We start from the raw sequence: 12356 nt of genomic DNA on the forward strand, positions 1-12356 counted from the left end.
GCCCGAGCCCACGCACCTCGAATACACCCGCTGCCTGCACTCTCTCTCCTTTCCCGCTTCTCCTCCCCAATCACCACCACTCCTCCCCATGCACGCTTTATCCACATGGACGCGACCATCGAGCGCCCCCCATCGTCAACGCCGTACAATCTGGAGAACAGCATCTTTTCTTGATCCCCTGGTCCAGGAATCCAGGACACCGCAGGCACCGTCGCGGCCCCCGACAGGCACTGCCCCGGGGGGCGCAGACCCGAGCGCATACGCTCCCGCGGCACCACGGGCTGCGCCTCCCCGCCGGGCTCGGCGCAGCCCCGAGCGCATGCGCTTCCGGCCGAACACGCCCGACGATGCTGTCATCCCGCGCAAGCCATAAGCAGAGATTGGCACCAGCTCGTACCATGGTCCTCATGGACCCCCGACGACTGCTCATCTTCCGCACCGTGGTGCGCAACGGCACCATCGGCGCCGGCGCCCGGGAGCTCGGCTGGACCCAGCCCGCCGTCTCTCAGCACCTGGCGGCCCTCGAGAAGGAGATCGGCACCTCGCTGCTGCTGCGCTCCTCCACCGGGGTCACCCCGACCGAGGCCGGGCAGCGCCTGTTCCAGCACGCGGAGGCGATCGCGGCGCAGCTCGACGCCGCGACGGAGGAGCTCGCGGACATCACGGCGCTGCGACGCGGTCGGGTCCGCTTCGGCACCTTCCCCTCGGCGGCCGCGGTGCTGCTGCCTCCGGCGCTCGCGACGATGCAGGAGACCGCGCCGGGCGTCGACGTCAGCTTCGACGAGCTCGAGCCGCCGGATGCGATCACGGCCCTGCAGGAAGGGGAGCTCGACCTCGCCCTCGTGTTCCGCTACCCGCTCTCCGACACGGGCGGCGAGAGCGCCCTGGAATGGACACCCCTCCTCGAGGACCGGATCCTCGCGGTGCTCCCGCGGAACCACCCTCGAGCCGAGGACCCGACCCTCACCCTCGCCGACCTCGCCGAGGAGCAGTGGGTCGCCGGCTGCGAGCGCTGCCGCGCCAATCTCCTCGCCAACACGCGGGCGGCCGGTTTCACGCCGAAGATCCGCCATACGACGGACGATGCGACCGTGGTCCAGCGTCTGCTCGTCCATGGAGGCGGCGCCGCGCTGCTGCCGGAGATCGCGCTCGAGGCCTCCCCCTCCGAGGACGTGGTGGTGCGATCGCTGCCCGACCTGCAGGACCGCACGATCGGCCTGGTGAACCGGCGCGGAGCATGCAAGATCCCCGCCGTCGCCGCTCTGCGCGACGCCCTGGCCGCCGAGGCCGACAAGCGCTCCGTCACGGCGCTGATGATCTGATGACCAGGCCTCGCTCCGACCCGAGCCCGCGCTCCTCGCCCCGCGACGACGGCGCGCCCCTGCAGGCCCCCGCGGCGGCATGGATCCGGCCCGCGCTCCTTCTCGGAGGCGGTCTCGCCGTCGCCGTGGTGCTGCTCCTGGTCGACCAGCGCCTCGCCTCGCTCGCGATGGCGCTGTTCGCCCTGCTCATGGGCTACTGGACGTCACCGCTGCGCGGCGGGCAGCACGAGCCGCTGGCCGAGGCCCTCGAACGTCGCGGCCCCGGCGACTCGATCATCCTCTGGGCTCCCGGGGACCCGATGTCGGCCCGGCTGCAGACCGCGATCCGGTCGACCCGCACGGACGTGCACTGGGTGAACGTGTATCGGGATGCGCAGGCCACGGCTGTCCTCGCCGAGCACGGGGGACGCTCAGCGCTGCCGCTGGTCCTGCTCGCGGAGGGGCCTGGCGGGGAAGGGGTCCTGCGCCGCGCGAGCGTGGGCCGCTTCCTCGACGCGAGCGCCGCCGCACAGGCGACCGCCGCGGGCGGAGACGGCGGGGAGGCAGAACGGGACGAGCCCGGCGAACGCTGATCGACGAGGCGACGTCCCGCCGTCACCCCGGGACGGGCACCGCGATCCGGGTCACCGGCAGCGGTGCTCCGTCCCCGTCTCAGGAGGCGAAGCCGCCGATCACGACGTCCCAGGGACGGATGGAGCGCTCGGCGATGAGCCCCTCACGACGGAAGGGGTCGGCATCGAGGCGGGAGAGGACCTCCTCCGCTGTGCCCTCGCCCTGCAGGATGAGCAGCGCACCGCCGTCGGCGTCGACATACGGGCCCGAAGCCAGCAGGACGCCCTCGTCCAGCAGCGAGGCGAGGAAGGCGCGATGCTCGGGACGGATGCGATCCTTCGCCTCGGTGTCATCGGTGTACAGATAGGTCACGGCATAGATCGGCATCGGCGAGCTCCTCGAAACGGCGGGGCGGGGCAGGACCGGGCGGCCCTGCCCCGATTCTGCCCCCGATCAGCGGATTCGGTCGAGCAGGACGCGGGGAGCGGGCACCGGCCCGGCGCCGGGGAACCTCCCCCGGCACCGGCTGTGGAGGTGCCGGGGCCCTGCTCAGGCTCCGCCGCCGCGCAGGATCTCCTCCCGGGCGGGGGCGGGGATCTCCGGGTCGAAGGGGATCATCGGCCGGTCGATCCGGGAGTGGCCCAGGCGCACGAGGTCCTGGTCGACGCCGCCCGGGGTGAGGGCGAGTCGCCAGTCCGCGGCCGCCTCGTACTGGTCCGGCTCGAGGTAGCCCATCTTCACCGTGACGATGTCGAAGCCGGTCATGCTCAGCCCCAGGCGCTCGTACATGCCGCGGCTGTGCCACTGGGAGCGGCGAGCGGTGATGACGACGGTCAGCCCGGTCGGGGCATCCCCGTCGAGGACCCGCAGCGCGGCGGACCTCCCGGTCGGCGTGTCCTCGTCGAGCGCGGCCACCTCGACCCGCAGCTGCTGCGGGCCGGGAGCGGTGGCATCGATGTGCCCGCCGATCTCGACCTCGCCGCGTCCTCCGACGCCCAGCTCATGGGCGATGTCCGTCGCGGCCGGGTCCACCAGGGAGACCATGAGGGCGCTGACCTCGTTCCGGCGGATCTCCTCGCGGGCGACCAGCTCGGCCAGGGCGTACGTGGTGTCGTCGGCGCCGCCGGCGCCCGGGTTGTCCCCGGAGTCGGAGATCCAGAAGGGACGGGCCTCGGAGGCGACGGCCTCGTCGAGGCAGGCGGCGAAGGTGCCGGTCGGGGCGACGAACTCGAAGTCGTGGCGAGCCTCCCAGACGGTGGTCGCGAGCTCGAGGGCGGCGTCCTCGACGGCCTGCGCATCGGACCCGAAGGCGACGATCGCGGCCTTGCATCGGGGCTGGTCGGCCCAGGCGAAGCCGATCCAGTAGGACACGTCCGTGACGCCCTCGCGCTCGGTGAGCGCGGGGATGCCGGCGTAGATCGTCTTCGCGGGCTCGATGCGGGTGGAGGTCTTCTCCCCCGGCAGCAGGATCGGCACATGCACGAGCGCCTTGTAGGGACGCGGGGCGCCCCCGGCGACGGCGGCCGCGGTCTCGACCAGATCGCGCAGGCCGCGCTCGCGGGTCTCCCAGGCGTCGATGTGCGGGGCATGGCGGTAGCAGGTGAGGATGTCGCAGCCCGCGAACAGGGCCTCGGACACGTTGCCGTGCAGGTCCATGGCGGTGCCCACGACGACGTCGGGCCCGATCACACCGCGGATCGCGGTGATCAGGTCGCCCTCGGCGTCGTCCATGCCCTCGACGCTCATGGCGCCGTGGATGTCGAAGAACAAGCCGTCCAGCGGCGCCTCGGCGTGGGCGGCGGCAAGGCCCTCGAGGATCTCCGCCTTCCAGGCGTCATAGGTGGGGGCGAGCAGCTGGCCCCCGGGGAGCGCGCGGGCGTGCAGGACGCCGACGTAGTCCGCGGCCTCGCGCAGCGCCGTCCCGGTCGCGGAGCCATCCTGGAAGAACGGGAACCTCTGGAGCATCTCCTCGGTGCCGCGCCGCACCTCGAAGTCCTTCTCCGAGGAGCGGTAGGGGGTGAAGGTCGAGGATTCGATGGCGATCCCGGCGAGGCCGATGCGGGGTCGGGTCGTGGTCATGGGGTGGAGCTCCTGTTCTCCCGGCGGCGGGCGGGTGCCCGCGCGGTGTGCCGCCTGCACGCAGGACGATGCTACCGGTCCTCCGATGTCTGTGCGCGGAAGCCCATCGACCATCCCGGTTCTCCTCAGATCTCGTCAGCATCGCGACAACCACCCACACACACATCGGATGTTCTGCGGCACAATGAGGGTTCTGCCGATGATCGATCTTCGCCCCAGGGAGCCCCCGCATGATCAGCTTCGACGACCGCCACGGACCGGCCGACGCCGCCCCGGCCAGCGCCTATCCCGAGCTCGCCGTCCCCGCCTGGTACCGCGATGCGAAACTCGGGGTCTTCGTGCACTGGGGCCTGTACTCGGTACCCGCCTGGGCCGATGTCCTGGACCGCTCCGACGTCACGGCGGAGAACGCCTACGCCCGCCACCAGTACGCGGAGTGGTACGCGAACACGGTCCGGATCGAGGGCAGCCCCACGCAGCGACGGCACCGCGAGATCTACGGCGAGGGCCTGGTCTACGAGGACTTCGCCGACTCCTGGCGTCCGGGTCCGGAGGCGGCGGACGGGATCGTGGACCTCGCCGTCCGGGCGGGCGCGCGGTACGTCGTGCCCACGACCAAGCACCACGACGGCTTCTGCCTGTGGGACAGCGCGACGACGCCGTTCACAGCCGCCCGACGCGGTCCGCAGCAGGACCTGATCGGGGCCTTCGCCCGCGCCGTGCGCTCGGCGGGCCTGCGCCTGGGCCTGTACTACTCGGGCGCGCTGGACTGGCACGTCTCCGACTTCCCGCCGATGACCTCGAACGCCGACCTGTTCGCGCTGCGGCGCAACGACGCCGGCTTCGCGTCCTTCGCGGCGGCGCAGCTGCGGGAGCTGATCGACGGCTTCGCCCCGGACCTGCTGTGGAACGACATCGACTGGCCCGACGCCGGCAAGGGCGCGGGCCCGGACTCGCTGCAGGAGCTGTTCCGGCGGCATCTCGCCGCGGTCCCGGAGGGGATGGTCAACGACCGGTGGGGCGTGCCGGTGCACGGCGTGCTGACCCGCGAGTACCAGGACATCGAGGCGGTGCAGGAGGAGGTCTTCGAGTCCACGCGCGGCCTCGGGCTGTCCTTCGGGGTCAATGCGGAGGAGTCGGAGGCCCATGCCCTGGACGGCGCGCAGCTGATCCGCCTGCTGGCCGATGTCGTCTCGAAGAACGGGAACCTGCTGATCAACGTGGGCCCCCATGCCGACGGCAGCATTCCACCGCTCCAGTCGCGCGCCCTCGAGCACCTCGGCCGATGGCTGGCGCTCCACGCCGGGGCGATCTACGGGACGCGGCCGTGGTTCGATCCGGCGGTCACGGTGCCGCCGCCGGGGGTGCGGTTCACCCTGAGCCCGGCGGACGCGGACGGCGCGGGGGCGCTGCACGTGCTGCTGCTGGATCCGTCGACGGGCCCGGTGCGGCTCGGGGCGGCGGTGCTCGCGGCGCTCGAGGACGCCGCGGTCCTCCCGGCCGCCGGGGCCGATGGCGGCGGGCCGGCCGATGGCGCGGCCGCGGCGGTCCCGACGCTGCGCCGCGAGGGCGAGGACCTCGTGCTCGTCCCGGCCGCGGGCGCGACGGATGTGCAGGTGCTGAGCCTCCCGCTGCGCTGACCTGCCCGGCCTTCGCCGGGGCCGTCGTTCAGCCGTCCAGGAGCGCGGCGATCTGCGGGTGCCCGGCGCGGTAGCCGTCCAGCAGCCGTCGGCCCAGCTCCGGGGAGCCGACCAGGGGATGGCTCGCGAACCCCTGCCAGGCGCTGCGGGCGGCCCGTTCGCGCAGCTCCGCCGCCGCCTGCGGATGCTCCCCGCGCGCCGCCTGCCGCGCCTCGTCCCCGGCGACGGCGGCCTCGAGGATGCAGCGCTCGGAGGCGCGCAGCCGCGCCATCATGCCGAGCTGGTCGAGGGTGAGCGGGCCGACCGCCTGCGGGTGCACCCCCGTGCCGTCGACCAGGCACGGCACCTCGAGGACGAGGCCCCCCGGCAGCTCCGGGACGATGCGGGCGGAGGGGTTCTCCGCCCCGGGAGCGGCGTTGCCGACGTCGAGGATCATCCGGGCCGGCCGGCCGGTGGCGAGGGCGGTCATGAGCCGCAGGGCGACCTCCTGGTAGCCGCCGCCGGCCACGTCCTCCTCGCGCCGCGCCTCGTCCCGGGTCTCCGCCATGTAGGTGGCCTCGCGCTCATGCAGGGTCGCGCGCCAGCGGGCGAGCGGGCCGGCGCAGCACGCCTCCGCATCCCCGGGGGAGGATTCCGTCCCGCCGGGCCCTCGCTCCGCGTAGAAGCCCTGCTGCTGGGCGGCGAGGAACTCGCCGCGGGTGGTGTCCGCCGCGGCGATGCGGCGGCGGGCCTCCTGCGTGAACAGGTAGTAGAAGAGGTATTCGTTGGGCAGCGCCTGCATCGTCCGTACCCAGTCGGGGCCGATGAGCCGGGCCTCCTCGATCGCGTCGAGGGCGGCGTCGTCGGCCAGGATCGCGGGCAGGCGGTCCTCGCCGTCGACCGTGAGGGCCCGCAGCCAGCCCAGGTGGTTCAGCCCCACGTAGTCGACACCGATGAGCGGGGAGCCGTCGGGGCCGAGGGCGTCGACGTCGGCCCCCAGCAGGCGGGAGACGCGGCGGACCAGCCCGATGGGCGTGTCGCAGATCCCGACGACCCTCTCGCCCAGGATGCGGCGCATGGCCTCGGTGACGATGCCTGCGGGGTTCGTGAAGTTGATGGTCCAGGCATCGGGGGCGAGCTCCTGGATCGTGCGGGCGATGTCGAGGGCGACGGGGATCGTGCGCAGCGCGTAGGCGAGCCCGCCGGGGCCGATGGTCTCCTGGCCCAGCAGGCCCAGGTCGAGGGCGACCCGCTCGTCGACGGTGCGCCCCTCGGCCCCGCCGACGCGGACGGCGCTGAAGACGAAGTCCGCCCCCGCCACGGCTTCGCGCAGGTCGGTCGTCGGGGCGAGGACGGGCAGGGGCCGCGGCGCGCGACCGGAGGCGGTGAGCTCGGCGCCGAGCTGCTCGATGACCGCGCCGATCCGCGCGAGGCGCCCGGGATCGACGTCGTGCAGCGCGACCTCGTCCACGGCGAGTCCGGTGGCGCGGGTCGCGACCGCCTCGTACACGAGGGGCACGCGGAAGCCGCCCCCGCCCAGGATCGTGAGCTTCATGGCAGGAGGACCTCCAGCTCCTCCCCCTCGGGGAGGTTCAGATCGGCGGGGGACAGGGCGCGGTCGGTGACAAGGGCGGCGAAGCGGCTCGCCGGGCCGATCTCGAGGAAGCCGCTGCCGGGGAACTTCTCATGATCGACCAGCAGGTAGGAGGAGGTCGCGATGTCGAGGAGGCCGCGCTTGACGGGGACCTCGCTGGCCGTCGAGTCCAGGACGGTTCCGTCGGGGCGCACCCCGGCGGCGCCGAGGAAGGCGCGGTCCGCCCGGACCTGGCGCAGGGCCGCCTCGGTGAGGGAGCCGACCATCGACTGGTAGGTGGGCCGGAGTATCCCGCCGAGGACGAGCACGTCGACCGCGGGGGCGCCGGCGAGCGCACGGATCACCGCGAGGGAGGAGGTCACCACGGTGATGGGGCGGTCGCGCAGGAAGGGGCACATGGCCGCGACCGTGGTGCCGATGTCGAGGGCGATGACCTCGCCGTCCTCGATGAGGCCGGCCGCACGGCGGGCGATGCGGGTCTTGGCGCCGGCGGCGGCCGAGGCGACCAGGTCGAAGTCCCGTGGGTCGGCCTCGGGCCGTTCGCCGGAGCGAGGGTCGACGACGCCGCCGCGGACGCGGCGGAGCATCCCGGTCCCCGAGAGCTGGTCGAGGTCGCGGCGGATGGTCGCCTCGGAGACGGCGAAGTCCGCGCTGAGGCGGGTGACCGTGGCGGAGCCGCGTCGGCGCACCTCGGCCAGGATCTCCCGGTGGCGTTCCTCGCTGAGCATGCCGCCACCCTAGCCCTCCGAGCATTTCCCTGCAAGATCACGCGCAACCTTTCATCTCCGATCATTCTGTGGCATCCTGGATCCAGCGCCCAGCCCCGGCGCACCCGCCCCCACAGCTCATGGAGGAGACATGGAGGAGATCATGCGCCGTCGCACGTTCCTCGGTCAGGCCACCGCCGTCGGAGGCCTGGGCCTCCTCGCCGCCTGCGCCCCCGGATCCGACTCCCCGGAACCCGGCGCGCCCGCCGGACCCTCCGCGGACGAGGTCGACACGGACGTCGCCGGCATGGGCGAGCTGACCCTCACGGTGTGGGACCAGGAGGTGCGCGGCGCCCAGAACGAGGCGATCGAGGCCCTGCGCGCCGAGTTCACGAAGAAGTACCCGAACATCACCATCGAGCGCGTCACCCAGTCCTTCGACGACCTGCAGCAGCAGACCGCCCTGGCCCTGTCGGGCAACGACGTCCCCGACGTCCTCCAGGTCAACAACGCCCGCGCCGACATGGGCGAGTTCGTCAAGGCCGGTCAGCTCACGGACCTCAGCGGCTATGCGGAGGCCTACGGCTGGGAGGACCGCTTCCCGGCCTCGGTCCTGTCCAAGGCCCGCTACTCGGCCGATGCCGTCACCTTCGGCGAGGGCTCCCTGTGGGGGCTCCCCCAGACCGGCGAGATCGTCGGCATCTACTACAGCGCGAAGAAGCTGACGGCGCTGTCCGCGCAGCCGCCCGCCACCTGGGAGGATCTGCTCGCCCTGGTCGAGGCCGCGCAGAAGGCCGGGGAGCAGCCCCTCGTCCTCGGCAACATCGAGGGCTGGCCGGCCCTGCACGTGTTCGGGCCGCTGCAGGCCGCCTCCGTCCCCGTCGACGAGATCATCGCCCTCGGCATGGGCAACGCCGGGGCCGACTGGACGAGCGAGGGGAACCTGCAGGCTCTCGCGCAGATGGCGGACTGGGGAGCGGCGGGCGCCTTCGGCGATTCCCCCAACGGCCTGGACTACGACGCCGCCTGGGCGGACTTCACGAAGGGCACCGGCGTGCTCCTGATCGGCGGCTCCTGGCTGGGCCCCGACATGGAGAAGGTGATGGGCGAGGACCTGCGCTTCATGGCCCCTCCGGCCGGCCTGGACGGCACCGTCGCCACGACCGGCGGCACCGGGCTCCCCTTCGCGATCCCGGCGAAGGCGAAGAGCCCCGCGGCCGCGGCCGCCTACATCGACTTCATCACCACCTCGGAGGCCATGGCCCTCATCGCGGAGAACGGCGGCATGCCGGTCCTGGACACGGCATCCCTCGCGCCCGCCTCCGGGGTCAACAAGGAGATCTACGAGGCCTTCGACGCCGTCTCGACGGACGGGACCCTGCTGCCCTACCTCGACTACGCGACGCCGACCTTCGCGGACACCGCGGCGAACACGCTGCAGGAGGTGATCGGCGGGCAGAAGGACGCCGCCGCGGGAGCGGACGCGCTCCAGAAGGACTACAGCGAGTTCACCGCCGGCAGCTGACATGACTCCGTCCCTCGCCTCCCGGGCCACCCGGGCCCCGCGTCGGCGCCGCGCGGCATCGGCCGTGGCCCGCGGCGGCTGGACGCCGTACCTGTTCCTGCTGCCCGCCTTCCTCGTCTACGCGGCGTTCTCCCTGTACCCGCTGCTGCGGGCCGCACAGTTCTCGCTCTACGAGTGGTCCGGCTTCGGCCCCTCGACCTTCGTGGGCCTTCGCAACTACATCGACCTCGCCGGCGATGCCGCCTTCCGGGCCGCGATCGGGCACGCCCTCGTGCTGATCGGATTCTTCTCTCTGCTGCCGCTCGGGATCGGGCTGGTGCTCGCCGCGATCCTGCGACGCGGGCAGGTGCGCGGCATGGGCGTGTTCCGGACGATCATCTTCCTGCCCCAGGTGATCGCGCTCGTCGTGATCGCCGTGGCCTGGCGGCAGATCTACGCCCCGGACGGACTGCTCAACCAGGGGCTGCGGGCGGCAGGGCTGGACGCCCTCGCCCGCGGGTGGCTGGGCGATCCGGGAGCGGCGCTGCCGGCAGTCGGCTTCATCGGCACCTGGCTCGAGATGGGCCTGGTCATGCTGCTCCTACTCGCCGGGATGAGCCGGATCCCCGACGACCTCTTCGAGGCGGCGCGGCTGGACGGCGCCGGCCCGGTCCGCGAGTTCCTCGCGATCACGCTGCCCTCGGTGCGCGGGGAGATCGTGGTCGCCCTCGTGCTCACGATCATCGCGGCGCTGAAGACCTTCGACCTCGTGTACCTCACGACCTCGGGCGGTCCCGGCACCGCGACGACCGTGCCGAGCTTCGAGGTGTACCGGCGCGCCTTCGCGCTGAAGGAGGTCGGCTCCGCGAGCGCGGTCGCGATCGTCCTGACGGCCCTCGTGTTCGCGATCAACCTCGTGGTCACCCGGATCGGGGAGCGCCCGGCATGAGGGTCTCCCGCGCCGAGCAGGCCATGAACTACGTGGTCCTGGGACTGTTCGCCCTCTTTGCGATCACGCCGATCCTCACGATCCTCGCCACGGCCGTGTCCCCGCGGATCGGCGCCCCCGCCGGCATCCATCTGGAGAACCTCGTCGAGGCCTGGCGGGTCGGCGGGTTCTCCAACTCGCTGATGCACTCGGTGGTGGTCGCGGCGATCGTCGTGACCACCGCGGTCGTGCTGTCGATCGGGGCGGGCTACGCCTTCGGGACGATGCGCTTCCGCGGGGCGACGCCGCTCTTCCTGCTGTTCCTGCTGGGGCTCATGATCCCGGCGGAGGCGATCGTCATCCCCCTCTTCTTCGACCTGCGCACGCTGGGTCTGACCGACACCTACGCCGCGATCGCCCTCCCCCAGATCGCGCAGTCCATCGCGTTCGGCACCTTCTGGCTGCGCGCCCAGTTCCGCTCCCTCCCGGCGAGCCTGCTCGAGGCCGCCGCCCTGGACGGGGCCGGCCCGCTGCGGGCGCTGGTGAGCGTGCTCGTGCCCGCCTCGCTGCCCGGGGTCCTCACCCTGGTCGTCCTCACGTTCATGTGGACCTGGAACGAGTTCCTCATCGCCCTGGTGATGGCGCCCTCGGGCACGCTGCGCACCGCGCCCCTGGGGCTCGCGAACTTCCAGGGCCAGTACACGGCGGAGCACGCGCTCCTCGCCGCCGGAGCCATCATCGTCGCGCTGCCGATGGTGATCCTCTTCCTGATCCTGCAGCGTCACTTCATCCGCGGAATGCTGGAAGGGGCCACGAAGGAATGACCCGTACACCCGCCCACCCCGAAGACTCGCGCCCCATCTCCGATCCGTCCCCCGAGGCGGACGCCGCGACGGCCCCGGCGCCCTCGCCCGGCCCCGATGCCGGCGACTCCTGGGATCCGCTGCGCGAGAGCCGCGCCGACACCGATCCGCCGCTGGACGTGCTCCTGTCCGGCACCGTGTTCTTCGACATCGTCTTCACGGGGCTCGAGAGGATGCCCCTGCCGGGCCAGGAGCTGTGGTCCAGGGGCCTCGGCTCGAGCCCCGGCGGCATCGCGAACCTCGCCACGGCCACCGCGCGCCTGGGCCTGCGCACCGGTCTCGTCGCCGGCTTCGGCGACGACGCCTATGCCGACTGGATGTGGCAGACCATGAGCGAGGACGAGGGCATCGACCTGCGCGCCTCGCGGCGCTTCCCCGACTTCCACTCCCCCGTGACGGTGTCGATCGCCGCGCATGAGGACCGGGCGATGGTCACCCACGGCCACGAGCTGCCGGAGCCGCTGTCCGGTCTCATCGACCGGGCGCCCGCTGCCCGCGCCGCCGTCGTCGACCTCGCCGGGGAGACCGCCTGGTGGTCGCGCCTGGCCGCCCTCGGCACGAGGATCTTCGCGGACATCGGCTTCGACGAGACCGAGCGGTGGGACACGGCGGACCTCGCCCCGCTCGCGCACTGCCATGCCTTCACCCCCAATGCCGTCGAGGCCATGGGCTACACCCGCACCGACAGCCCCGACCGCGCCGTGCGGAAGCTCGCGGAGCTCGTGCCCCTGGCCGTCGTGACCGACGGGGCCTCCGGCTCCTACGCGATCGACGCCGCCACCGGCGAGGAGGCCTACTGCCCGGCCGTGCCGGTCACGGCCCTGGACACGACCGGGGCCGGGGACGTGTTCGCGGCCGCGATCGTGCTGGGGACGCTCGGGGCCTGGCCGCTCGTGGAGCGTCTCAAGTTCGCCTCGCTCTGCTCCGCCCTCGCGGTCCAGCAGTTCGGCGGCTCCCTCGCCGCCCCCGGCTGGGGCGACATCTCCGACTGGTGGCGGGCGATCAGCTCCGCCGCCGGCGAGGGCGACCTCCGCGCCGCCTACACCCGGGACCGGTATCGCTTCCTCGAGCGGATCGTTCCCGACCATCCCGTGCTGGGGCGCCGCCGCGCCCAGGGCACGTTCGCGCTGCGCTCCGACGCCGGCGCGCACTGAGACGCCGGTAGCCCGCCGACCGCACCGCACGCCC

At 72.9% G+C, this 12356-nt stretch carries 11 protein-coding genes; 7 read left to right on the forward strand and 4 right to left on the reverse strand.

Going from position 1 to position 12356, the window contains the following annotated elements; all coding sequences use genetic code 11:
* Window positions 1-407 precede the first annotated feature (407 nt).
* Both ACFFF6_RS10725 and ACFFF6_RS10730 read left to right on the forward strand, forming a co-directional pair.
* Window positions 408-1322, forward strand: coding sequence for a LysR family transcriptional regulator (locus tag ACFFF6_RS10725; RefSeq protein WP_376980510.1), 915 nt, complete (start codon window positions 408-410; stop codon window positions 1320-1322).
* Window positions 1322-1894 (forward strand): hypothetical protein, encoded by a 573-nt coding sequence (locus tag ACFFF6_RS10730; protein WP_376980512.1) that lies wholly within the window; start codon window positions 1322-1324, stop codon window positions 1892-1894. The genes ACFFF6_RS10725 and ACFFF6_RS10730 overlap by 1 nt, the downstream gene beginning before the upstream one ends.
* A 79-nt stretch (window positions 1895-1973) precedes the next feature.
* Here ACFFF6_RS10730 and ACFFF6_RS10735 read toward each other — a convergent pair whose 3' ends face one another.
* On the reverse strand, window positions 1974-2261 hold the full coding sequence (locus ACFFF6_RS10735; RefSeq protein ID WP_376980514.1) for a YciI family protein: 288 nt from the start codon (window positions 2259-2261) through the stop codon (window positions 1974-1976).
* Window positions 2262-2423: 162 nt separating this feature from the next.
* Entirely contained in the window at window positions 2424-3953 is a 1530-nt protein-coding gene (locus ACFFF6_RS10740) for a M81 family metallopeptidase (protein ID WP_376980516.1), read from the reverse strand.
* Between the two features lie 230 nt (window positions 3954-4183).
* Between ACFFF6_RS10740 and ACFFF6_RS10745 the strand changes: the two genes are divergently transcribed.
* Complete coding sequence (locus tag ACFFF6_RS10745; RefSeq protein ID WP_376980518.1) at window positions 4184-5593, forward strand: alpha-L-fucosidase; 1410 nt, start codon at window positions 4184-4186, stop codon at window positions 5591-5593.
* A gap of 28 nt (window positions 5594-5621) precedes the next feature.
* On the opposite strand, the gene ACFFF6_RS10750 is transcribed toward ACFFF6_RS10745, so the two are convergent.
* Together ACFFF6_RS10750 and ACFFF6_RS10755 are read right to left on the reverse strand one after the other, a co-directional pair.
* Window positions 5622-7127 (reverse strand): family 4 glycosyl hydrolase, encoded by a 1506-nt coding sequence (locus ACFFF6_RS10750; RefSeq protein ID WP_376980520.1) that lies wholly within the window; start codon window positions 7125-7127, stop codon window positions 5622-5624.
* Window positions 7124-7894: a DeoR/GlpR family DNA-binding transcription regulator gene (locus ACFFF6_RS10755; protein ID WP_376980522.1), complete on the reverse strand. Its 771-nt coding sequence runs from the start codon at window positions 7892-7894 to the stop codon at window positions 7124-7126. The genes ACFFF6_RS10750 and ACFFF6_RS10755 overlap by 4 nt, the downstream gene beginning before the upstream one ends.
* 130 nt (window positions 7895-8024) lie before the next feature.
* Between ACFFF6_RS10755 and ACFFF6_RS10760 the strand changes: the two genes are divergently transcribed.
* Genes ACFFF6_RS10760 through ACFFF6_RS10775 form a run of 4 tightly spaced genes read left to right on the forward strand, consistent with a single transcriptional unit; the run spans window position 8025 to window position 12322 of the window.
* Window positions 8025-9398 (forward strand): sugar ABC transporter substrate-binding protein, encoded by a 1374-nt coding sequence (locus ACFFF6_RS10760; RefSeq protein ID WP_376980524.1) that lies wholly within the window; start codon window positions 8025-8027, stop codon window positions 9396-9398.
* 1 nt (window position 9399) lies between these two features.
* The gene (locus tag ACFFF6_RS10765; RefSeq protein WP_376980525.1) at window positions 9400-10326 is read left to right on the forward strand and encodes a carbohydrate ABC transporter permease; all 927 of its coding nucleotides are present in this window, start codon (window positions 9400-9402) and stop codon (window positions 10324-10326) included.
* The gene (locus ACFFF6_RS10770) at window positions 10323-11129 is read left to right on the forward strand and encodes a carbohydrate ABC transporter permease (protein WP_376980527.1); all 807 of its coding nucleotides are present in this window, start codon (window positions 10323-10325) and stop codon (window positions 11127-11129) included. Before ACFFF6_RS10765 ends, ACFFF6_RS10770 begins: the two co-directional genes overlap by 4 nt.
* Complete coding sequence (locus tag ACFFF6_RS10775; RefSeq protein WP_376980529.1) at window positions 11126-12322, forward strand: carbohydrate kinase family protein; 1197 nt, start codon at window positions 11126-11128, stop codon at window positions 12320-12322. Before ACFFF6_RS10770 ends, ACFFF6_RS10775 begins: the two co-directional genes overlap by 4 nt.
* Window positions 12323-12356: the final 34 nt, after the last annotated feature.

Origin of the sequence: Brachybacterium hainanense (assembly GCF_042434575.1) — a bacterium.
Taxonomy (GTDB): Bacteria; Actinomycetota; Actinomycetes; order Actinomycetales; family Dermabacteraceae; genus Brachybacterium; species Brachybacterium hainanense.

Excerpts from the sequence above, each read along its gene's own strand:
- ACFFF6_RS10765 (WP_376980525.1), top strand. The coding sequence starts at position 9,400 with ATGACTCCGTCCCTCGCCTCCCGGGCCACCCGGGCCCCGCGTCGGCGC.
- ACFFF6_RS10735 (WP_376980514.1), bottom strand. The coding sequence starts at position 2,261 with ATGCCGATCTATGCCGTGACCTATCTGTACACCGATGACACCGAGGCG.
- ACFFF6_RS10775 (WP_376980529.1), top strand. The coding sequence starts at position 11,126 with ATGACCCGTACACCCGCCCACCCCGAAGACTCGCGCCCCATCTCCGAT.
- ACFFF6_RS10745 (WP_376980518.1), top strand. The coding sequence starts at position 4,184 with ATGATCAGCTTCGACGACCGCCACGGACCGGCCGACGCCGCCCCGGCC.
- ACFFF6_RS10740 (WP_376980516.1), bottom strand. The coding sequence starts at position 3,953 with ATGACCACGACCCGACCCCGCATCGGCCTCGCCGGGATCGCCATCGAA.
- ACFFF6_RS10725 (WP_376980510.1), top strand. The coding sequence starts at position 408 with ATGGACCCCCGACGACTGCTCATCTTCCGCACCGTGGTGCGCAACGGC.
- ACFFF6_RS10730 (WP_376980512.1), top strand. The coding sequence starts at position 1,322 with ATGACCAGGCCTCGCTCCGACCCGAGCCCGCGCTCCTCGCCCCGCGAC.
- ACFFF6_RS10755 (WP_376980522.1), bottom strand. The coding sequence starts at position 7,894 with ATGCTCAGCGAGGAACGCCACCGGGAGATCCTGGCCGAGGTGCGCCGA.
- ACFFF6_RS10760 (WP_376980524.1), top strand. The coding sequence starts at position 8,025 with ATGGAGGAGATCATGCGCCGTCGCACGTTCCTCGGTCAGGCCACCGCC.
- ACFFF6_RS10750 (WP_376980520.1), bottom strand. The coding sequence starts at position 7,127 with ATGAAGCTCACGATCCTGGGCGGGGGCGGCTTCCGCGTGCCCCTCGTG.
- ACFFF6_RS10770 (WP_376980527.1), top strand. The coding sequence starts at position 10,323 with ATGAGGGTCTCCCGCGCCGAGCAGGCCATGAACTACGTGGTCCTGGGA.